A 21642-nucleotide genomic window follows, 5' to 3' on the forward strand; every position below is an offset into this window, starting at 1 on the left:
GAAGCTCGACGGGCAGCGAACCAAACTGGGCCACAACCCGCCAGAGCGGCGAAACCGGCTTAGGCGCGCATCTGCGCACCCAGCTCCACGCGTGCTTTCTCCGCAGCCTGCACGCGATACTCATTGACTTCTTCATCGGTCAACGTGCGGTCAGCGGCACGAAAAATCAGATTGAACGCCAGTGATTTCTTGCCTTCGCCAAGTTGCTCACCACGGAAGACGTCGAAAAGCTCGACGGATTCCACCAACTCACCGGCTGCGGATTCCACGACGCGTCGCACCGTTTCGGCAGGTATCTCGTCGTCAACAACCAACGCCAAGTCTTGGTGCAATGCAGGGAACGCAGACAAACGCGGCGCAGGGAAGTTCTCCTGCAACGGCAGAGCGGAAAGATCCAACTCCATCGCGCAGGTACGGGCAGGCAATCCCAGGTTCTCCAGAACTTGCGGATGCAGTTCGCCAGCATGCCCCACGACAGTGCCCGCCACGCTCAGCTGCGCACAACGGCCTGGGTGCCACGGGAGATACTCGGCGTTCGCAATCTCGAGCTCTACCCCAGCAGCACGCGCGACGATGCGCGCAGATTCAATTGCATCAGCGTAGGTGTAGTCGCGTCCACCACCCCACGGTCCGGCGAATTCTTGTTCACCCGAACCTACGGTAGCAACGTGCAACGGCTGGCGCGGCAGGCTATCAACCACGGAAGCAACCGTGGCATCGTCCGGACGTGAAGCAACCGACGGCATCGGCGTGTGATCAGCGACCGCAAAGCTCACCTGCTGCACACCGAACAAGCCCACCGAGTCGCGGCCGCGGGCGACGTTACGACGCACCGCATCGAGCATCGACGGCAACAGGGTCGTGCCCAGCACCGCGTGATCGGATTCCAGCGGGTTTTGCACGGCGACGGTGTTACGTCGTGGATCATCGGCGTCGAGCCCCCACGCATCGAAGGTGTCGTTGGCGATGAATGGTGTTGGCAAGATCTCGGCGTAACCGGAATATGCCAGCGCATGGCCTACTGCGCGGCGTCGCTTTTGTGCCGGGCTCAGGCCGCGACCAGCCGATGGGGTCGGCAGAATGGTCGGAATGTCTTCCAGGCCTTCGAGGCGCAAAACTTCTTCTACCAGGTCGACGGGAACACCGAGGTCGGAGCGCCAGGTCGGAGGTGTAACGCTAAGCTGCTCGCCATTGTTGACGACGTCTGCCCCAATTTCTTCCAAGCGATCGACAACGGCCTGCTCTGGGTAATCAACACCGGCGATCTGCGATGGGAAGCCCACCGGCATGGAGATCTCTGGCATGACTGGCAGCTCACCCTGCAGCGTGCGGGTCGCCTCGATGGTGCCGTCGGCGATCTCTGCGAGCAACGCACAAGCGATATCCAGGCTCACCTCGACGAGTGCCGGGTCCACGCCGCGTTCGAAACGGCGCGATGCCTCCGAGGACAGCTTGTGGCGCCGCGAGGTACGCGCCACGGTGATCGGATCCCAGTTTGCGGCTTCGAAGAACACGTCCGTGGTCTCATCACCGATTTCCGAGGTCGTACCACCCATCACGCCGGCCAGCGACTGGATTCCGCTATCGTCGCAGATCACGACGTCTTCAGCGTTCAGCTTGCGCTGCACGTGATCCAACGTTTCGAATTTTTCGCCTTCTTCGGCGCAGCGAACGTTCAGCCCGCCCTGGATTTTGCCAGCATCAAAGGCGTGCATCGGCTGGCCCAACAGCAACATCAGGTAGTTGGTGATGTCAGTGGCCACGTTGACCGGGCGCTGGCCCGAAAGCATCAGTTCGCGCTGCATCCACCACGGGGATTGTGCCTTCGGGTCGATGCCGGTGACCTTGCGCAGGCCGAAACGGCGAGTCTTGGTGTCTTCGGCGATGTTGAGTTCCAGCGTTTCGCCGGTTGTGCTCGGCACGCCATCAGTGCTCAGGCCAGCCACCGAAGGGTCGACCGCAGGATCAACGTATTTCAGGTTAAAAGCCGAAGCGATCTCGCGGGACAATCCGCGGGCAGACAACGCGTAGCCACGGTCCGGGGTGATGTTGACATCGAAGATGACGTCGTCAAGCCCCAAGTATTCGCGGGCATCCTCGCCTGGCTGGCCGGCGTCGGCAGGCAGGGTCAAGATGCCGTCAGATTTATCGGTGAGGCCCAGCTCTGCTACCGAGCAAATCATGCCGCAGGACATTTTGCCGTAAGTCTTACGTTCACCGATCGCGAAACCACCGGGCAACACGGTGCCCGGCAGCGCGATAACCACCAAATCGCCTTCCGCGAAATTCCGCGCACCGCAGATGATGCCCTGCAGATCACCGGTGCCATTGGCCTTGCCGACGTTGACCTGGCAATAGCGGATCGGCTTTTTGAACTCGGTGAGCTCTTCGATCTCTTCCACGCACCCGAAAACCAGCGGTCCGGTGGTTTCTTCAATCGGCTCGTAACCTTCGGTTTCAAAACCCACGCGGACATAGCCGGCGTCGAAGTCGGCAGGCCCGACGGACCACTGCGGATTGTGCTGCTTGAGCAAACGGGTAACCCAGTTCTGGGTGATCAACATTGTTGTAGCTCCTTATTCTGGGTCGTCGGTTAAGCCTGAATGCCGAATGGCAGGGTGAATCGAAGGTCGCCTTCGACCATATCGCGCATATCTGACAGGCCATTGCGGAACTGCAGGGTGCGCTCGAGGCCCATGCCGAAAGCGAAGCCGGTGTATTCGTTCGGGTCTACACCAACGGCGGTCAAGACGTTAGGGTTGACCATGCCGCAGCCGCCCCATTCGATCCAGCCGGCGCCGCCCTTTTTGTTCGGGAACCAGACATCGACCTCTGCGGAAGGCTCGGTGAACGGGAAGTAGTTCGTGCGCATGCGCGTGGTGGTCTCTGGCCCGAAAAGAGTCTTTGCCAGGTGGTCCAGGGTGCCGCGCAAATGTGCCATGTTCAGGCCCTTGTCGACGGCCAAGCCCTCAATCTGGTGGAACACCGGGGTGTGGGTGGCATCGAGCTCATCAGTACGGAAAACGCGGCCCGGGCAGGCGATATACAGCGGAACCTCGCGCTCGAGCATGGAACGCACCTGCACCGGTGAAGTGTGTGTGCGCAGCACCTGCTGCGAGCCGGGCTTGCCGACGTGAAAGGTGTCCTGCAACGTACGTGCCGGGTGGTCCGGTTTGAAGTTCAGTGCATCGAAGTTGAAGTATTCGGCTTCGACCTCGGGTCCGTCAGCGATCTCCCACCCCATGCCGATGAAAATATCGGAGATGCGCTCAGAAAGCGCAGTAATTGGGTGCAGCGCGCCGGTTTGGTGGCGCGTCGTCGGGATGGTGACGTCGACTTTTTCGCGGACCAGCTGCGCCTGACGTTCTTGCTCTTCTAATTGCGCATGAATGCCGGCATAAGTCTTTTCCACTTTGCCACGCGCCATGTTGACTGCCTTACCAGCGTCTTTGCGCTGGTCCTTCGGCAAAGTGCCCAGCGATTGGCGCGCGCGTGGGATATAGGCCCCATCACCCAGGTGCTGCCGACGTGCTTCGGCGAGTTCTTCGAGCGTCGTGGCGGCAGAGATCTCGGCAATCGCCTTATCTGCGGCGGCGGCCAACGCTTCTTGGCTCAAGTCAATATTCGTTTCGTTGTCTGGTGCATTCGACACGTCAGCAAAACCTCGTGATGATCGTTAGTTGGTTGATCGTTTGATTCCAGTTAATGTGCAAATTCTCATTATGGCACCTGCCAGTTTAGCGAGGACCAGCAGCTAACTGTTAGCGGACTCAGCATGCTCTACAGGCAGTGGGTTATTTACCGACGCGGGCTTGTGCCTTCGCTGATTCATAGAGGCAAATCGATGCCGCCGTCGCCAGGTTGAGCGATTCCGCATTGCCGCGAATGGGAATAGAAATCCGGTGATCTGCGCGTGCGGCGACGTCGTCGGCAAGCCCGTGCGCCTCGTTGCCCAACAACCAGGCGGTGGGTTTTTCTAGCATGCCGGATTCTTCGGCTTCTTCCAGGCTGATCTCGCCGTCGGCGGCGGTGGCCAGGATCTGCAAGTTTGCTGCGCGCAACTGCCCGAGCACGTCGTTGACGCCGGTGTCGCGGGCTACCGGGGTATGAAACAGAGAGCCGGCCGACGCGCGGGCGACTTTGTTGGAGTGCGGGTCCACCGTGTTCCCGGCAAAAACAACCCCGTCTGCGCCCAAGGCGTCGGAGACACGTATCAGTGTGCCGGCGTTGCCGGGCTCGGAGGTTTCTACCGGCACCGTGAGCAGGCGCGGTGAGGATTTGATGATCTTTCCGGCGGTGAACATCACCGGCAAGCACACGGCGAAGATACCTGGCGTCGTCGTGGTTTCGGACAGCAATTTTGCTGCGCCGTCGGTGATCGGGTGAATGTAGACGTCCATAAAACCAGCCGTGGTGACGATGTGCTCGAAGCGCTGCGCGGCCGATTCGGTGACGAAGACATCGGTGGCAGCCCCGGTGGATACCGCGGCATCGACGGAATTTTCACCTTCGATGAGGAAGCGCTGCTCTTTTTTCCGTGCTGCGGCGCGGTGGAGCTTCGCAGCGCGGGATACGCGCGGGGTACGTTCGGTAAACGGCTCAGAGAAATCTAGCGTCATGGTCGATTAGTCTACGGGATAGCGATCTAGCAGATTACAGTATCCAGTCCTATCCCCTGCTTACCTATCCCCCTGCCCCCTGCTTACAACAGCAGTGCAACGGACCCCTAGAATCCAAGAACTGCTTGGTAACAGCAAAACGCCCCCGGAAGTTATCCGAGGGCGTGTGGCGCAACGATTGCGTTGCGCGAAGAGTCTGCGCGAAAGTCGGCGCAGATTCCTTATGCGTTTGCCGGTGCGTTGACGTCGGCAGGCAGTGCGGACTTGGCAGCCTCGCAGAGTGCGGAGAAGGTGTCGAAGTCGTTGACAGCCAGCTCTGCAAGCATCTTGCGGTCAACCTCGATCTCGGCCAGACGCAGGCCGTGGATCAGACGGTTGTAGGTGATGTCGTTCATGCGAGCTGCAGCGTTGATGCGCTGGATCCACAGTTTGCGGAACTCCGACTTACGCGCGCGACGGTCGCGGTAAGCGTAGGTCATGGAGTGCAGCCACTGCTCTTTCGCTACGCGGTAGCGGCGGGAGCGCTGACCCCGGTAGCCCTTGGCGGACTTCAGGATTGTGCGACGCTTCTTTTTGGCGTTAACGGACCGCTTTACTCGTGCCACGGTGAAACTTCCTTAAATCTTGTTGTTGGTACTGATGTGGGATGAAACGAGCGGGCCTTTAGGCCTTGCCAAGCAAACGCTTGATGCGCTTCTGATCAGCCTGTGCAACGTCAACGTCACCCTTCAGACGACGGGTGCGCTTAGAAGGCTTGTGCTCCAGCAGGTGACGACGATTCGCCTGCTCACGACGCAATTTGCCGGAGCCAGTCTGCTTGAATCGCTTTGCTGTGCCCTTGTGGGTCTTCTGCTTCATGGAGTTTCCTTAATCCCTTAATTGACGGTTCGTTATTTCTTGCCCTTGCGTACTGGACCAAGCACCATGGTCATGTTGCGACCATCCTGCTTCGGCTTGGCTTCCACAACGCCGTATTCTGCGACGTCATTGGCCAACCGTTCCAGCAAGCGGAAACCAAGTTCAGGACGCGACTGCTCACGACCGCGGAACATGATGGTTACCTTGACCTTGGAGCCCTTTTCCAGGAAGCGGACAACATTGCCCTTTTTGGTCTCATAGTCATGGTCGTCAATTTTCGGACGAAGCTTTTGCTCCTTGACGACGGTCTGCTGCTGATTCTTCTTGGACTCACGGGCTTTTTGGGCTTGTTCATACTTGAACTTGCCGTAGTCCATGATCTTGGCGACAGGTGGCTTTGCCTTCGGCGCAACCTCAACTAGATCGAGATCGGCCTCGTAAGCAACCTTGCGGGCGTCGTCGGTACGAACGACACCAACCTGCTCACCTTCAGGACCGATAAGACGGACTTCCGGTACTCGAATACGCTCATTAATGCGAGCTTCAGCGCTGATGTGTGACTCCTAAGTTCAAAAGGGGCGAATGAAACGTCTACCCTGCCACAAAGGAGCCCTCCCCCGATAAAAACACACACAAGGGCGCAAAATGCACCCAATGTGTGTACCTTTACCCGTAGCCAGCCTGCGTGGCGGCATAAGGTGGGAGAAAACTCCACTTGTGACCTAAGTTCCTGGATGGAACCCTAGGTGGTAGTGCGGTTGACTGTAGCACAGCTTGACGACGTTAGCAAAACATCACTGCCAATGCTGCCAATCCGCCCACAGTCCTGGACTTCAGTCCCAGGGTTCAGACCCAGACAGCAGCCCCGGGCATCAGTTCAAGGCATCAGTCCCCGCCCCAACATCAGCCATGCAAAATCTCCGCGAGGAACTGCCCGGTGTGCGATTCCGCGACCTTTGCGACATCTTCAGGCGTTCCTTGCGCAACCACTGTGCCGCCACCGGAGCCGCCCTCTGGCCCCATGTCGACGATCCAGTCCGAAGCCTTGATCACATCCAGGTTGTGCTCGATAATCAACACTGAATTGCCCTTGTCGACAAGGCCCTGGATTACCAACATCAGGCGGCGGATGTCTTCGAAATGCAGACCCGTCGTCGGCTCGTCCAGGATATAAATCGTGCGACCATGCGAACGCTTCTGCAGCTCGGAGGCCAGCTTCACGCGCTGGGCTTCACCACCGGACAGCGTCGTCGCGGATTGGCCCAAGCGCACGTAGCCCAGGCCAACGTCGACAAGCGTGGCCAAATAGCGGTGGATCGAAGTGATGGGTTCGAAGAATTCGGCAGCTTCCGAGATCGGCATGTTGAGCACCTCGGCGATATTCTTGCCCTTGTACTGCACCTCAAGCGTCTCTCGGTTATAACGCGCACCCTGGCAGACCTCGCACGGCACGAAGACATCGGGCAAGAAATTCATCTCGATCTTCAGCGTGCCTTCGCCCTGACACGATTCACACCGCCCGCCTTTGACGTTAAACGAGAACCGCCCCGGCTTGTATCCGCGCACCTTGGCCTCTTGCGTCTCAGCAAACAGGTTGCGAATTTTATCGAATACGCCGGTATAGGTCGCCGGGTTGGAGCGCGGGGTTCGACCAATTGGTGACTGATCGACTTGCACCATCTTGTCCAGGTTTTCGATGCCCTCCACGCGCTTGGCTCGGCCGGGGACCTGCCGCGCGCGGTTGAGCTCGTTGGCCAGCGTCTTCGCCAAAATTCCGTTAATCACCGTAGATTTGCCGGAACCGGACACACCCGTGATGCAGCACAAAACGCCCAACGGGATGGTCACGTTGATGCCGCGCAGGTTGTTTTCGCGGGCGCCCACCACGGTTAACTGACGGTCGTTATCCACCGGCCGACGCGATTCCGGCACCGCCAGCACCTTGCGGCCAGACAAATAATCACCGGTCAATGACTCCGCGCAGTCTTCGATACCATCTGGTTTGCCCTGGTAGACCACCTGGCCGCCGTATTCGCCAGCGCGCGGGCCGATATCCACCATCCAGTCCGAGGCGCGAATGGTATCTTCATCGTGCTCGACGACAATCAACGTGTTGCCCAAATCGCGCAAGCGCTGCAAAGTCGCGATCAAGCGATGGTTATCGCGCTGGTGCAGGCCGATCGATGGCTCGTCCAAGACGTACAAGACGCCCGCCAGGCCCGCACCAATCTGGGTGGCCAAACGGATACGCTGCGCCTCACCACCGGACAGCGTCGAGGCCCCACGGTTGAGCGTGAGATAGGTCAGGCCGACGTCGACAAGAAACTGCAGGCGCGCCTGGATTTCTTTCAATACCGCCCCGGCAATGATCTTGTTGCGGTGGTCAAGCTGCAGGGTGTCCAGGAATACCGTGGCTTCTTCGATCGGCAACGAGGCCAAGCCCGCGATGGACTGCTCCCCATGCGAAGTTGAGGCCAAACGCACCGCGAGAATCTCCGGCTTTAAGCGCGTCCCTTTACACTTTTTGCACGGAACCTGTCGGGTATAGGCCATGAACCGGTCTTTCTGCGAATCCGATTCTGCGGTATCCAGCTTGCGGCGCACATACCCTGCCGCGCCCTCAAACGGGGCGGTCCAGTCGCGCTGGCGACCATAGCGGTTGCGGTAGCGCACACGAACTTCGGTTTTCGTGCCGTTAACCAACGCGTCGCGCTGCTGTTTAGTCAGCTGCGAATACGGTGTTTCCGGGTCGAACTTCAGGGTTTTCGCCAGGCCTTCGACGAGTTTGATGAAATAGCGCTGGTTCGGGCTGGCGTACCACGGTTGCACAGCTTTGTTCGCCGGCGCGTCTGGATCCGGAATCAGCAGGTCCACATCAACTTCGTGGCGCGAACCCAAGCCGTCGCACGACGGGCAGGCGCCGTAGGGCGAGTTGAACGAGAACGACCGCGGCTCATATTCATCAATGGTCAAGGCATGGCCATTCGGGCAGGCCGATTTCTCGGAAAACAGCCGGGTGGAATCCGGGTCATCGACAAAGTCGATGGTTACCAAGCCGTCGGCAAGCCGCAGCGCGGTTTCCACGGAATCGGTCAGGCGCTGTTTCTGCGAGGCTTTGACCTGCAAACGGTCGACCACAACATCAATATCGTGCTTAATCTGCTTTTTCAGCTTCGGCGGATCATTGAGCTGATGAATCTCGCCGTCGATGCGGGCGCGAGAAAAACCCTGCGCTGCCAGATCGGCAAATAAATCGACGAATTCGCCCTTGCGGGTGCGCACCACCGGCGCAAGCACTTGGAACTTGGCTTTTTCTTCGTGTTCCAGAACTTGGTCAACGATCATCTGCGTGGTTTGACGCTCGATCACGGCATCGCAGACCGGGCAGTGCGGGGTTCCCGCACGCGAGAACAACAAACGCAGATAGTCATAAATCTCGGTGATCGTACCCACCGTCGAGCGCGGGTTGTGGTTCGTCGACTTCTGATCTATCGATACCGCTGGCGAGAGCCCCTCGATGAACTCGACGTCGGGCTTGTCCATTTGCCCCAAGAACATCCGCGCGTACGACGAGAGCGATTCGACGTAACGGCGCTGGCCTTCGGCAAAAATCGTGTCGAATGCCAGCGAAGACTTTCCCGAACCGGAAAGCCCGGTAAACGCGATCATTGTATCGCGTGGCAAGTCAATGTCCACGCCTTTCAGGTTGTGTTCACGTGCACCTTTGACCACCAAACGGTCCGCCACGGATCCACCAAGCCTTCCCAGAAAATTTACGGATTATATAAGCGCTTATATAAGTTTTTGACTCTTTAAAACTACCAGGCCGGGCGCTTTTCGACGAAGCACCGTTGTGGGCGCAACCGGCAGTGCCCGTCGGCTACAAGCGGCACCAAGCCACCGGGCGCAATTCTGGGCGCAAATCCGTAAAATAAGCCTTATGAGCACACTGACATTACATTCCCTGTCCGTTTCCGAGATGGACAACCAATGCTACTTTCTTGTCGACGGTGACCAGGCGTTATTGATCGACGCCGCCGATGATTCCGCGAAGCTGCTGGCTTTCGCCGAAGGGCTCGGGGTCAAGATCACCACGGTGCTCACGACCCACCGCCACTGGGATCACACCCGCGCGCTGGAGGAAGTGTTGGAAGCGACCGGAGCACGCCACTACGCATCGTATTTGGATGCCCCCGCCATCCCAGCGGAGATTGATGTCGAGTTGCACCACGGCGATGTCATCGAATTCGCCGGGGAAGAGTACCCAGCGATCATCTTGCGCGGCCACACTCCGGGCGGAGTTGCGCTCGCCGCTGTCATCGATGATGTGCCCAATCTGTTCGTGGGAGATTCGCTGTTTCCCGGCGGATTGGGCAAAACGGAATCCGAAGGCGATTTCGTGCGCTTGTTCCACGACGTCAACAGCCGCATCTTCGACCAGTACCCGGACGAGACTAAGGTGTGGCCAGGTCACGGAGATCCCACCACGCTGGGCGACGAGCGCCCAAAGCTCGACGAATGGTGGGAACGGCGCTGGTAACACCGGAGGTATACCGCGCTTATACCGAGCGTGATCCAGCAGGATTCACCGTATAATTTCCCACACACTTTTGGCTATTCTCGCGTAGAATTAACCACTAGCACTTCTAGCGACTATTACAAGGAGCATTTTTAGCTATGATCCGCAAGATTGCACGACCAATGTTGGCTTCGGTCTTCATTATCGACGGCGTTGACGCGCTGCGTAAGACCAACGAGCGTGTGGATGCGACCGAAGACTTGATTAATCGCGTGCGCAAGATTGTCCCAGCCGACATCGCGGACGCTATTCCTAACAGCCCAAAGACCGTCGCTCGCGTTCTGGGTGGAACCAAGGTGGGTGCTGGTTCCTTGTTCGCTATCGGCAAGGCCCCTCGTGTTGCTGCCAGCGTGCTGGCACTGACCACCTTGCCAACCCTGATTTCCCGTGATGCTTTCTGGGCAGCCGACGAAAGCGACGAGCGTCGCGTTCGCCTGAACAACTTCGCTACCTCTTCTGCCCTGCTCGGTGGCTTGTTCATCGCTTCGCAGGACACTGAGGGCAAGCCTGGTTTGAAGTGGCGCGCAGAGCACGCGTCGAAGCAGGCCAGCAAGAAGGTCCAAAAGGCGCTGCCAACCCAGTCTGATTCCGAGAAGGCTTTGGACGAGGCTCGCGAGAAGGCCGCCAACTTCACCGAGCAGGCTGGCGACTGGTTCAAGGATTCCAGCGACAAGGCCCAGGCTTTCGTCAACGACAACAAGGACGACTGGCTGGATGCTGCTCGTTCCAACGCCAAGACCGCCAAGAAGGGTGCCGTTAAGGCAGCCAAGAAGGCGCAGGATAAGGCCAACGACGCGCTGAAGGATGCCGAGAAGAAGCACGGCAAGAAGGCCAAGAAGGCACGCAAGAACGCCGAGAAGATTCAGAGCAAGGCAGACAAGGCTCTGTCCAAAGCTATGAAGAAGCTCGACAAGAAAATCGATCTCTAAGAAAGAAACTATTTCGCATTGTCTCCCCGTTTTTCTACGGGACAGCAATCCACGGGTTCGGATAATTCTGCGGGGTTAGACTCCGCAGAGTTTTCTGCAGAACTCGCCGCCGAACAAAGCTATGTTGATGCTTTGTTCGGCATTTTGGATTCGGATGTCTCTCACGCACGACAGCGTCTCGCCGACGCTCAGCTCACGATCGACCCCAGCAACGCCGATTCCGACGCTTTGCTGCGCCGCGAAACCGAGTACCACCGACTGCAGGAAAAGCTCGACCAGCTCAACCTTGCCCAGATCGGATTAGTGTTTGGCCGTATCGACGTCGACACCGACGGAGTGGCCGGAGATAACCCTACCGACGAGGGGCTCGACCGCCGCTATATCGGCCGCATTGGTCTCATGGATCGCGATGATGACTACCGTTCGTTGTTGATCGACTGGCGCGCGCCGATGGCACGGCCGTTTTATCTGGCAACCACCGCCCACCCGGAAGGTGTGCGCACACGTAGGCATATCCGCACCGCGGATCGCGTCGTCAAGGACATCGACGACGAGTACCTCTCGGGTGTTGCCCCGATTGATGCCGATAAAGCAGACGTGGCCGGCGAAGCAGCGTTGCTGCAAGCCATGAACCAGGCGCGCGGCGAACACATGCACTCGATCGTGGAAACAATCCAACGCGAGCAGGATGCGATTATTCGCGATGCCACCCGCGGGGTGCTCGTCGTCGAGGGTGGCCCGGGCACGGGGAAAACCGCGGTGGCGCTGCACCGCGTGGCATACCTGCTTTATACCTGGCGCGAGCAGCTTTCCCGCACCGGCGTGCTGATCATCGGCCCGAACCCGAAGTTCTTGAATTACATCTCGCAGGTGTTGCCAGAATTGGGCGAAACCGGCGTGGTGCTCAGCACCATCGGGCGGCTCTACCCTGGCCTGCGCCCCAACCTGCACGAAGACGCCACCACCCGCCGGATCAAAGGTTCGCTGCAGATGGTGGACGTGCTCAAGGCCGCGGTGAAGGCATACCAAAGTGCCCCGACAAAACCGCGGGAAATCGTTCTCGACGGAACACCGGTGGAACTTACCCCGGCGATGGTAAAAGCCGCGCGTACCCGGGCGCGTCGTTCGCGCAAGCCGCATAACGAGGCGCGGGAATTTTTCACCGAACAGCTACGTATAGAGCTGGCCAATGCCTTGGCGGCGATCATCGGCCACGACCCGGTGGACGGCGGCAACCTGCTGAGCAACGCGGATATCGCTGCCCTGCAAGAAGATATTGCAGACGAAGCCGTCATCGACGAGCTTGTCGACGAATTCTGGCCGCAACTTGGCCCGCGCCAGGTGCTGCGTGAACTGTTGCAGGATCGCACCGCGCTGCAAGCAGCATGCCGTTCCCGGGACGGCGAAGAATTCGTCGCTGCGCTCTGGCGTGGCGGAAATGCGGCCGCCGAGCAAGGCTGGGCAGACTCCGACGCTGCGCTCTTAGACGAGCTTGCGCAACTGTTGGGCAGTGGCGACGACGAGCAGCAGGCCGCGGCTGATGAACGCGAGTGGCAAGAAGCACTGGACGAGGCCGAAGGTGCACTGGATATTCTGGCGACGTCCGAATCCACGGATAACGATGACGTTTTTGAATCCGAGATCCTCTCGGCGCACCACGTCATTGACGCCGAAACGCTGGCGCGGCGCCAACAGGCGCGCGATTATCGCACTACCGCGCAGCGTGCGGAAGGTGATCGCACCTGGGCATTTGGCCACGTGGTGGTCGATGAAGCACAGGAGCTTTCGCCGATGGAATGGCGCATGGTCTTCCGTCGCAGCCCGAACCGCTGGATGACGCTGGTGGGCGATCCCGCCCAGACTGGTTCACCGGCAGGTAGCGATAACTGGGACGAGGCGCTGGCGCCGTTCGTCGACAAGCGCTACCGCCATCACCAGTTGAGCATCAACTACCGCACCCCAGTAGAGATCGCCGAATTGGCGGAAGCGATTGTGCGGCGCATCAATCCGGATGCTGCGGTAGCGCAAGCAATCCGTCACCGCGACGGTGCGGTGCACTGGTTGCCAAGCGGCACTGATCCAGAGCAGCTACGCAAAGACATTGCTGCAGAGACCGGCGGCGAGCAGCGCAGCTGTGCAATCATCAATGCCGCTAACGCTGCCGAGCACAAGGGCTTGGAATACGATCACGTCATCGTCGTGGAGCCGGAGGACATTATTCAGGCTTCGCCGCGCGGCTGGCAGGATCTTTATGTTGCCTGCACACGTGCGACGCAGACGTTGCGCATCATCGGCGAGCTGGAGCTAGAGCTGGAGGCTTAGCGTTTAGGCCACGGTGTGCACAATCATCACATCGCAATCAGACTGCCGGGCGATATCGGCCGGCACCGAACCCAGCAGCCGACCGGTAAGGGTATTTATGCCGCGGTTACCCACCACGAGCAAATCGGCGTCGTGCCGCGCGACGACGCTCATCAGAGCCTCCACCGGGCTGCCGTTTGCCACCGCACTGGTTGCTTTCTCGGCTCCTAAGGCGCGGGCTTCGTCGATTGCCGGACGCACGATGGAATCGGCCTGTTGCGCACCCACCACGGGGTGTTGGCTCAGGCCGTCATGGTGTGCTGCTTGTTCTTCCGGCTCGTAATACGCGCACGCGATCACCAGTTGTGCATCGAAAGCGGCAGCCAAGCGTGCTGCTCGACGCACCGCGAGCAATGACGACTGCGAACCATCGCTGCCAACGACGATCGTGGAATAGTCATCGCTGTTAGTGGCAGCACTTCCGGAACCAGCGCCAGCGTTCACGGCTGCGGCATGACTTGTCATAGTTATTCTCTACCCCGCCCGGCTAGTGATCTGCGGAAGAAGCAGCATCGTCGCTGTTAACCACCAAGACGTCAACGTCGAAACGCCGGGTGACTTCGCTAGGAATGCTGCCAAATACCCGCCCGGACAAGGTTCGCAGCCCACGGTTGCCGATAACGACGAGATCTGCGGCAGCTTCTTCCACCACCCGACGCAAAACCGCCACCGGTGCGCCGTTGAGCGCGCGCAGCTCGACATCGCTGGCACCTTCGTCGGTAGCAACTTTTTCGGCGTCGCGCAGGATCTCATCTGCGGCCTCGCGGTTGATCACCGGCAACGCATTCGCGTCAGCTTTGGCATCGATGATCAAACCGTTTTTCTGATAATACGCCGAGACGATGATCAACCGTGCTCCGTATGCGTGCGCCAAACTGGCGGCAGAGCGCACCGCATGCAGGGACGATTCGGATCCGTCAGATCCGGTGACAATAGTCGAATATGCAACCACGTGGGTGATCCTTCCAGGCTGGGCGATAGTGAAAGTTTAACGCCTGTTGCCTGCGGACACCGCTAAAACAGCACTAATTGTGACGGATTCTATGCCGGTTTATTCTCGCGGCTTTGTGCGCGCAATCCAGGAGCGCACCGCATCACCGTCGGCACCCAACTGGGGCGGCGGGCTGTGGTAGTTGGCCGGCGTGCGCGAATACGTCACCGGATTGCTGACCGTGCGGTAGGTGGTGCCTTCGGCGCTGTGAATCGCGACGACGGGGTCCAGACCGAGCGAATCTGCGAATTCGATACCTTGCCCGACAGAATTAATCGGCGCAGACATCACACCCGCTGCCAGGAAATCCTCATACCACTGGTGTGCAGGTTTGTTCCGCAGCACCTCTTCGATTTCCGCGCGCAGGATCTCGCGATTGTGATTGCGCGCTTGCATGGTGGCGAAGCGCTCGTCGTCGGCGAGTTCGGGCTTTCCCAATTCTTCGACAAGCCGACGATATTGCCCGTCATTGCCACACGCGATAATCAACGGTTGATCCTGCGCCTGGAACGGCCCATACGGGTACAAGCTGGGGTGATCGTTGCCCATGCGCTGCGGCTCTTGCCCGGTCGCGGCATAGCCGCCCGATTGGTTTGCCAGGCTCGATAGCGCCACAGACAGCAGATTGACCTCCAAAGACTGCCCGGCCTGCGAGTTTTCGCGTTCCAACAATGCGGCCAGGATGCCCACCGCGCAGTGCAGTCCGGTGCAGACATCGACGATCGCCACCCCAGTTTTTTGCGCCGGGCCATCTGCTTCACCAGTAACATGCATCAACCCAGACAGCGCCTGAATCAGCAGATCATACCCCGCCAGGTGGGCGCCTTTGCCGGAGCCAAAACCGTTGATGGAGGCGTGAACCAGCCGCGGCCATCGCTTCGTGGTTTGCGCGGGATCTAAACCGAATTTCTGCAGGCCACCGGGTTTGAAGTTTTCGATGAGCACGTCGGCACGGGCGACAATATCGTGTGCGGTCTCAAGGTCGGCTGGGTCTTTTAGGTCCAGCGCGATCGATTCCTTGTTGCGATTGGCTGACATGAAATACGTGCTCATGTCGTTAGCGATTGGCGGTGCCCACTGCCGCGTATCGTCGCCGCCGGGAGATTCCACTTTGATCACCCGCGCACCAAGGTCGGCCAACAGCATGGTGCAAAATGGCCCGGCCAACACACGGGAAAAATCCGCGATGACGATGCCCTCGAGTGGCCCGCCGGTCTGTTGCGCTCGTTGTGTATTCATGCGCAGCTGCCTCTAGCGTGCGTGGAACGCGCCGACGCCGGTCAGGTGGCGACCGATCGTGAGCTGGTGCACCTCGTCGGTGCCCTCATAGGTGCGCACGGATTCCAGGTTGTTTGCGTGCCGCAGCGGCGAGTGCTCCAGAGAAATGCCGTTACCACCGAGCATCGCGCGGGACTGGCGGGCGATATCGAGCGCAACCCGGGTGTTATCGAGCTTGCCCGTCGAAATCGTTGCCGGTTGCAGCGCTCCGGTGCTGTCTTTCAGTCGCCCAATCTGGTGGGCCAACAGGTAGCCACGATTGATGCCGACGGCCATATCCGCCAGTTTGGTTTGCGTAATCTGGAAGTGGCTCAGTGGCGTGCCAAATTGCTCGCGCTGTTGGCTGTATTCCAGCGCGGCGTTGAAGCTATCGCGTGCAGCGCCCATCACGCCCCAGATGATGCCGTAGCGTGCCTCGTTCAAACAGCGGAACGGCCCGCCCAAGCCCACCGCGGTATCTGCTGGCAACATGGCAGATGCTGGCAGGCGCACGTCGTCCAAGTGAATTTCGCATTGGATGGAAGCACGCATGGACATTTTCGGTTCGATAACCTGCGCAGAATAACCCTTGGTGTCAGTCGGCACCACGAAACCGCGCACGCCGCGTGCATCACCATGCTCACCAGTTTGCGCCCAAATGATGGCGACGTCGGCCACATTCGCCAAACCAATCCAGCGCTTAGAACCGTTCAGCACCCAATCACCACTGGCATCTTGCTTGGCGACGGTGCGCATCGAAGCCGGGTCCGACCCCGCAGTAGGTTCGGTCAATCCAAAACAGCCCACGGCTTCGCCCTTAGCCATCTTTGGCAGCCAGTGTTGTTTCTGCTCTTCCGAGCCGTGTTTGTGAATCGCCGACATCGCCAGCGAACCCTGCACCGAGACAAAGGTGCGCAGGCCGGAATCTCCGGCCTCGAGCTCTTGTGCCGCCAGCCCGTATTCCACAGCGCTGCGGCCCGGGCAGCCGTAGCCATCCAGGTGCATGCCCAGCACGCCGAGTTTGCCCATTTCCGGAATGATCTCTAATGGGAAATGCGCTTTATCAAACCACTCGGCAATGTTGGGGCGGATGTGCTCGTCGACGAAACCGCGCACCCGCAGCGCAGTGTTTTTCTCTTCGTCGGAAAACAGTGAGTCTAGCTGCGTGATATCTACAGCACCGAATAGGGATTCTGCTGCGGCGTTTGTGTCGGGCATGGTGACGGTGAACTCCTCGTGTAATTCTGTGCGGTGTAGTGCACCAATACGAATTGGCCAGTCTTTATTGTGCACCTCACACTATTACGCGGTTTACCCAACTTCAACCGGTTTGGAAAATTTTTTCAACCAGAAACTATCAGTGGATTCACAAGGCAGCAGCGCGAGCCCAACGGGCACTAGATTCCTGCTTCTTTCACCCCGCGTAGCTCCTTTTTCAGGTCTGCGATCTCGTCGCGCAACCGGCCAGCCAATTCGAATTTCAGATCCCGTGCGGCAACCTTCATCTGTGTGGTCAGCTCGTCGATAAGCGTTTGGATTTCATCTTCCGCCATAGAAGAGACATCTGGCTTTTCCACCAGCGCGGCGTCGCCGGTCTCTGATTGGGTGGCTGCTTCCCCATCGTCGTCGGAATCATAGACTTGGTCGAGGATGTCCGCGATCTTTTTGCGCAGCGGTTGCGGGTCGATGCCGTGCTCGGTGTTGTAGGCGATCTGCTTTTCGCGACGACGCTCGGTCTCATCGATTGCGTTTTGCATCGAGTCGGTGACCCGGTCGGCATACATGATGACCTCACCGGAGACGTTACGGGCGGCACGGCCGATGGTCTGAATCAGCGAGGTAGTCGAACGCAAGAAGCCTTCTTTATCGGCATCCAAAATGGCGACCAACGAGACTTCTGGCAGGTCGAGGCCCTCGCGCAGCAGGTTAATACCCACCAGAACGTCGAACTCACCCAATCGCAGCTGCCGCAGTAGTTCCACGCGCTGCAGGGTATCGATATCGGAGTGCAGGTAGCGGACCTTGACGCCGTGTTCCAGCAGGTAATCGGTCAGGTCTTCGGCCATGCGCTTGGTCAGGGTGGTGACCAAGACGCGCTCGCTTTTCGCGGTACGGGTTTTTACTTCGTCGATCAGATCATCGATCTGGCCCTTGGTCGGCTTAACGGTCACCTTTGGGTCCACCAGCCCGGTCGGGCGAATCACCTGCTCGACGTATTCGCCACCAGCCGCCGTGATTTCATAATCGCCCGGGGTTGCCGAGAGATAAACGGTCTGGCCGACGCGTTTTTCAAATTCGTCGAAGGTCAGCGGCCGGTTATCCAGTGCCGAAGGCAACCGGAAGCCGAAGTCCACCAGGTTGCGCTTGCGTGACATATCCCCTTCGAACATGCCCCCAATCTGTGGGACGGTCACGTGGGACTCGTCGATGATCGTCAGAAAGTCTTCCGGGAAATAATCCATCAGCGTCGCCGGGGCGCTGCCGGCTTCACGGCCGTCGATGTGCCGGGAGTAGTTCTCAATGCCGGAGCAAAACCCGACCTGTTCGATCATCTCGAGGTCATATTCGGTGCGCATGCGCAGACGTTGCGCTTCGAGCAGCTTGCCGCGGTTTTCCAGCTCGGCTAGCCGCTGCTGCAGCTCTTCTTTGATATCCGCGATGGCCTTTTCCATGCGTTCGGGGCCCGCGACATAGTGAGTGGCGGGGAAAATGCGCACCTCGTCGACTTGTTCCAGGATGTCGCCGGTCAACGGATGGATGTAGTAGAGGGCGTCGATATCGTCGCCGAAGAACTCAATGCGCACCGCACGCTCCTCATAGGCCGGGATGATGTCGACGGTATCGCCGTTGACGCGGAAGGCGCCGCGGGTAAAACCAACGTCGTTGCGCTCGTATTGAATATCAACGAGCAGCCGCAAGAAACGATCACGCTCGACTTCGTCATCGACGCTCATGACCAGCGAGCGGTCCAGGTAGGACTGCGGCGTACCCAAGCCGTAGATGCAGGAGACCGACGAGACTACGACGACGTCACGGCGGGAGAGCAGCGCCGAGGTTGCCGAGTGGCGCAGGCGCTCGACATCTTCGTTAATCGAAGAGTCTTTTTCGATATAGGTATCGGTCTGCGCGACGTAGGCCTCGGGTTGGTAGTAGTCGTAGTAGGAAACGAAGTATTCCACCGCGTTGTTCGGCAGGAGTTGCCGCAACTCGTTGGCCAGCTGCGCCGCGAGCGTCTTATTCGGCGCCATGACCAGCGTGGGGCGTTGCTGCTGTTCAATCAGCCACGCCGCAGTGGCGGATTTACCGGTACCCGTGGCACCGAGCAACACGACGTCGGATTCTCCTTCTTTGAGCCGACGGTCGAGCTCTTTGATTGCCTTTGGCTGGTCGCCGGCGGGCTGGTATTCGGAGACGACTTCAAAGGTCTTTTTCCGGCGCTCGATTGCCCCGACGGGGCGGTGTTCGGATTCAGAAAAGACGGGATATTCAGCAGCAAAAGCCATAATCCTCAGTCTACCGCGCTGTTAGTCGCGAGAAAGCTGGTGGATTTTTTCTGCCGCGGCAGTGATTTGTGGGCGCAACTCGTCTTCGCCCCCGTTGTTGTCGATGAGGATGTCCGCAGCGGCATTGCGCGTTTCATCATCGATTTGGGCATTGATGCGGCGGCGGACGTCATCGCTGTCGAGACCACGTTTGGTGGTCAGGCGTTCGATGCGTAGGTGTTCATCGGTGTGGACGACGATGGTGGCGTCCATGTCTTTGTGCAGACCTTTGTCAATGAGCAGGGGCATGTCGTAGATGACGGCCTCTGCCCCATTCTCGCGCGCTGCGTCAAAAAGCTCTTGGGTGCGTTCGTTGATGCGGGGGTGGGTAATCTCGTTGAGCGTGCGGGTGGCTTCCTCGTCGACGAAGGCGCGGGATGCGAGCAGGCTGCGGTCGAGTGCGCCGTCGGCATTGAGGATGTCGTCGCCGAATTCTGCGGCGAGTTCTTGCAGTGCTGGTTGGCCGGGTTCGACGATTTCGCGGGCGATGCGGTCGGCGTCGACGATGGGGAATCCGTGTTCTTTGAGCATTGCGGCAACGGTTGACTTACCGCTACCGATGCCTCCGGTAAGTCCGATGAGTTTCATGCGTTTAGTCTAGAACGCACAAACCCACTTCTCAATGCCCTGGTCGGACATAAAGAAGTGGGTGATGGTTTCTGCGCAGCTGGCGCACTCGGTTATCGCTTAGGCGCTACCGGAACCGCCAGCCTGGTTACTGGTTTAGTTGCCAGCCAGCTTGTCGCGCAGTGCTGCAAGCTGTTCGTCGGATGCCAGCGAGCCAGCGTCTTCGGTGGTGCCTTCGGATGACGGAGCGGCATCGGAAGCACCAGTCTCGGACGAGTAGTTGGCGGCATCGTCGTTAGCGGCTGCTTCAGCGGCTGCGGCACGGTTGCGCTCGATCTGCGCGGTGTGCAGCTGGAAGCGGCGCTCGGATTCGGCGTAACGAGCTTCCCAAGCCTGACGCTGTTCGTCGAAGCCTTCTTTCCACTCGTTGGTCTCTGGGTCGAAGCCTTCTGGGAACAGGTAGTTGCCCTGCTCGTCGTAGGAGTCGGCCATGCCGTACTTGGAAGGATCGAACTCTTCGGTGTAGTCCTCGTCTGCCTGCTTCAGCGACAGGGAGATGCGACGACGCTCGAGGTCGATGTCGATGACCTTGACCATGGCTTCTTCGCCGACGTTGACAACCTGGTCTGGAACCTCGACGTGGCGCTGTGCCAGCTCGGAGATGTGTACCAGACCTTCGATGCCTTCTTCGACGCGAACGAACGCACCGAATGGAACCAGCTTGGTGACCTTGCCCGGAACGATCTGGCCCACAGCGTGGGTGCGGGCGAAGACGCGCCATGGGTCTTCCTGGGTCGCCTTCAGCGACAGGGAGACGCGCTCGCGGTCCAGGTCAACATCGAGAACCTCGACGGTGACTTCGTCGCCAACGGTGACAACCTCGGATGGGTGGTCGATGTGCTTCCAAGACAGCTCGGAAACGTGTACCAGACCGTCGACACCGCCCAAGTCCACGAAGGAACCGAAGTTGACGATGGAGGAAACGACACCCTTGCGTACCTGACCCTTTTGCAGCTGGTGCAGGAACTCGGAACGAACCTCGGACTGAGTCTGCTCCAGGTATGCGCGACGGGACAGAACGACGTTGTTGCGGTTCTTGTCCAGCTCGATGATCTTAGCGTCGAGTTCCTGGCCGATGTATGGTTCCAGGTCACGAACGCGGCGCATTTCTACCAGGGATGCAGGCAGGAAGCCACGGAGACCGATATCCAGGATCAAGCCACCCTTGACAACCTCGATGACGGTACCGGTGACGTGCTCGTCGTTTTTCTTGAGGTCTTCGATGGTGCCCCAAGCGCGCTCGTACTGTGCGCGCTTCTTGGAAAGCAGCAGACGGCCTTCCTTGTCTTCCTTCGTCAAAACCAGGGCGTCGATCTGGTCACCCAGTTCAACAACCTCATCTGGGTTAACGTCGTGCTTGATGGACAGCTCACGCGAAGGGATTACACCTTCGGTCTTGTATCCGATGTCAAGCAGTACCTCGTCGTGATCGACCTTGACGACGGTGCCTTCGACAATGTCACCGTCATTGAAGTACTTGATGGTCTCGTCGATCGCGGCGAGAAAATCCTCAGCGGTGCCGATATCGTTTACGGCTACCTGAGGGGCCTTAGAAGCTGTCATATTATTGCGTGCTCCGAAATGGATAGGAAATCGATTGTGTACATTCGCAGTCTCTCACAGAATCCAGCCGCTTGTTCGATGTTTTAGCCAAAGAACATGGAACGACACACACTGCATTCGGTGATCTCGCACTAGAAATGTGTCGAACCTCCTATCAAAGTTCACACAATTCCAACGCATAGACGTGCCCCTAATAGCATAAACGCACCATGGGAGGTACGCAACTTTTACTTCTGCAGGTTTTCGGGATCTTTTGCGTTCGCGATTTCATGGCGCACCCACCCATTTCAACGCACCCCCACCCACGGCACTCCCC

17 protein-coding genes are annotated in these 21642 nt (G+C 58.9%); 3 read left to right on the forward strand and 14 right to left on the reverse strand.

Annotation, left to right across the window (positions count from 1 at the left end; all coding sequences use genetic code 11):
- Positions 1 to 59: 59 nt before the first annotated feature.
- The 7 genes from pheT to uvrA form a co-directional block, all read right to left on the reverse strand.
- Positions 60 to 2564 carry a phenylalanine--tRNA ligase subunit beta gene (gene pheT, locus U1140_RS10020; protein ID WP_369847577.1) on the reverse strand — a complete coding sequence of 835 codons (2505 nt, stop codon included), beginning with the start codon at positions 2562 to 2564 and terminating at the stop codon, positions 60 to 62.
- Between the two features lie 29 nt (positions 2565 to 2593).
- Complete coding sequence (gene pheS, locus U1140_RS10025) at positions 2594 to 3652, reverse strand: phenylalanine--tRNA ligase subunit alpha (protein WP_369847579.1); 1059 nt, start codon at positions 3650 to 3652, stop codon at positions 2594 to 2596.
- Positions 3653 to 3794: 142 nt separating this feature from the next.
- A complete protein-coding gene (locus U1140_RS10030) occupies positions 3795 to 4619 on the reverse strand; it encodes a TrmH family RNA methyltransferase (protein WP_369847580.1) in 825 nt (274 codons plus the stop codon).
- 221 nt (positions 4620 to 4840) lie between these two features.
- Positions 4841 to 5224, reverse strand: a complete 384-nt coding sequence (rplT, locus tag U1140_RS10035) for a 50S ribosomal protein L20 (protein ID WP_021352214.1) — start codon at positions 5222 to 5224, stop codon at positions 4841 to 4843.
- 58 nt (positions 5225 to 5282) lie between these two features.
- Positions 5283 to 5477, reverse strand: a complete 195-nt coding sequence (gene rpmI / locus U1140_RS10040; protein WP_018120128.1) for a 50S ribosomal protein L35 — start codon at positions 5475 to 5477, stop codon at positions 5283 to 5285.
- 32 nt (positions 5478 to 5509) lie between these two features.
- Entirely contained in the window at positions 5510 to 6031 is a 522-nt protein-coding gene (gene infC / locus U1140_RS10045; RefSeq protein WP_306516270.1) for a translation initiation factor IF-3, read from the reverse strand.
- A 349-nt stretch (positions 6032 to 6380) separates the two neighbouring features.
- The gene (gene uvrA / locus U1140_RS10050) at positions 6381 to 9224 is read right to left on the reverse strand and encodes an excinuclease ABC subunit UvrA (protein WP_369847581.1); all 2844 of its coding nucleotides are present in this window, start codon (positions 9222 to 9224) and stop codon (positions 6381 to 6383) included.
- A 193-nt stretch (positions 9225 to 9417) separates the two neighbouring features.
- Between uvrA and U1140_RS10055 the strand changes: the two genes are divergently transcribed.
- The 3 genes from U1140_RS10055 (at position 9418) to U1140_RS10065 (ending at position 13307) form a co-directional block, all read left to right on the forward strand.
- Complete coding sequence (locus tag U1140_RS10055) at positions 9418 to 10017, forward strand: MBL fold metallo-hydrolase (RefSeq protein ID WP_369847582.1); 600 nt, start codon at positions 9418 to 9420, stop codon at positions 10015 to 10017.
- Between the two features lie 137 nt (positions 10018 to 10154).
- Positions 10155 to 10985 carry a DoxX family protein gene (locus tag U1140_RS10060; protein WP_369847583.1) on the forward strand — a complete coding sequence of 277 codons (831 nt, stop codon included), beginning with the start codon at positions 10155 to 10157 and terminating at the stop codon, positions 10983 to 10985.
- 18 nt (positions 10986 to 11003) lie between these two features.
- Positions 11004 to 13307, forward strand: coding sequence for a HelD family protein (locus U1140_RS10065; RefSeq protein WP_369847585.1), 2304 nt, complete (start codon positions 11004 to 11006; stop codon positions 13305 to 13307).
- 3 nt (positions 13308 to 13310) lie between these two features.
- On the opposite strand, the gene U1140_RS10070 is transcribed toward U1140_RS10065, so the two are convergent.
- The 7 genes from U1140_RS10070 to rpsA form a co-directional block, all read right to left on the reverse strand.
- A complete protein-coding gene (locus tag U1140_RS10070) occupies positions 13311 to 13811 on the reverse strand; it encodes a universal stress protein (protein WP_369847588.1) in 501 nt (166 codons plus the stop codon).
- Positions 13812 to 13833: 22 nt separating this feature from the next.
- On the reverse strand, positions 13834 to 14298 hold the full coding sequence (locus U1140_RS10075; RefSeq protein ID WP_369847590.1) for a universal stress protein: 465 nt from the start codon (positions 14296 to 14298) through the stop codon (positions 13834 to 13836).
- Between the two features lie 99 nt (positions 14299 to 14397).
- Positions 14398 to 15576, reverse strand: coding sequence for a CaiB/BaiF CoA transferase family protein (locus U1140_RS10080; RefSeq protein WP_369847592.1), 1179 nt, complete (start codon positions 15574 to 15576; stop codon positions 14398 to 14400).
- Between the two features lie 12 nt (positions 15577 to 15588).
- A complete protein-coding gene (locus U1140_RS10085) occupies positions 15589 to 16812 on the reverse strand; it encodes an acyl-CoA dehydrogenase family protein (protein ID WP_369847594.1) in 1224 nt (407 codons plus the stop codon).
- A 179-nt stretch (positions 16813 to 16991) separates the two neighbouring features.
- A complete protein-coding gene (gene uvrB, locus U1140_RS10090) occupies positions 16992 to 19097 on the reverse strand; it encodes an excinuclease ABC subunit UvrB (RefSeq protein WP_369847597.1) in 2106 nt (701 codons plus the stop codon).
- 21 nt (positions 19098 to 19118) lie between these two features.
- Complete coding sequence (gene coaE, locus U1140_RS10095) at positions 19119 to 19724, reverse strand: dephospho-CoA kinase (protein ID WP_369847600.1); 606 nt, start codon at positions 19722 to 19724, stop codon at positions 19119 to 19121.
- Positions 19725 to 19859: 135 nt separating this feature from the next.
- Positions 19860 to 21326, reverse strand: a complete 1467-nt coding sequence (rpsA, locus tag U1140_RS10100) for a 30S ribosomal protein S1 (RefSeq protein ID WP_369847603.1) — start codon at positions 21324 to 21326, stop codon at positions 19860 to 19862.
- Between the last annotated feature and the right edge of the window lie 316 nt (positions 21327 to 21642).

Source organism: Corynebacterium drakensteinense, from assembly GCF_041224285.1.
GTDB lineage: Bacteria > Actinomycetota > Actinomycetes > Mycobacteriales > Mycobacteriaceae > Corynebacterium.